Annotated in this window: 1 pseudogene; it reads left to right on the top strand. The window is 75.4% G+C overall.

The features are described from left to right. Positions 1-309: pseudogene (locus tag ACLBYB_RS33095) on the top strand (TetR/AcrR family transcriptional regulator); the annotation flags it as partial.

Raw genomic sequence — 309 nt, 5'->3', positions numbered from 1 at the left:
AGCGGCTGATCGGCGAGAGCGAGGCGGTGATCCTCGGCATCGCCGACCGGCCGGGCCTCGACGCCACCGCGCGCCTCGCGGCGGCGATCGAGGCCCTGCATCGCGGCTCCACCCGGCGCTGCGAGACGTTTCCCCGCCTGCACGAGATGATCGAGGCGGCGATGGCGGAGAGCTGGGACGTCTCCCGCCACCACGTCGCCCGGATCACCGCCGGGTTCGAGCGGATCATCCGCGACGGGGTGGCGCGGGGCGAGTTCGAGGCGGCCGATCCCGCCGAGGCGGCCGCCTGCGTCCACGTCGCCATCGCCC

It is taken from the genome of Methylobacterium sp. D54C, from assembly GCF_053345595.1.
This window is presented reverse-complemented; position numbering and strand designations above follow the sequence as displayed.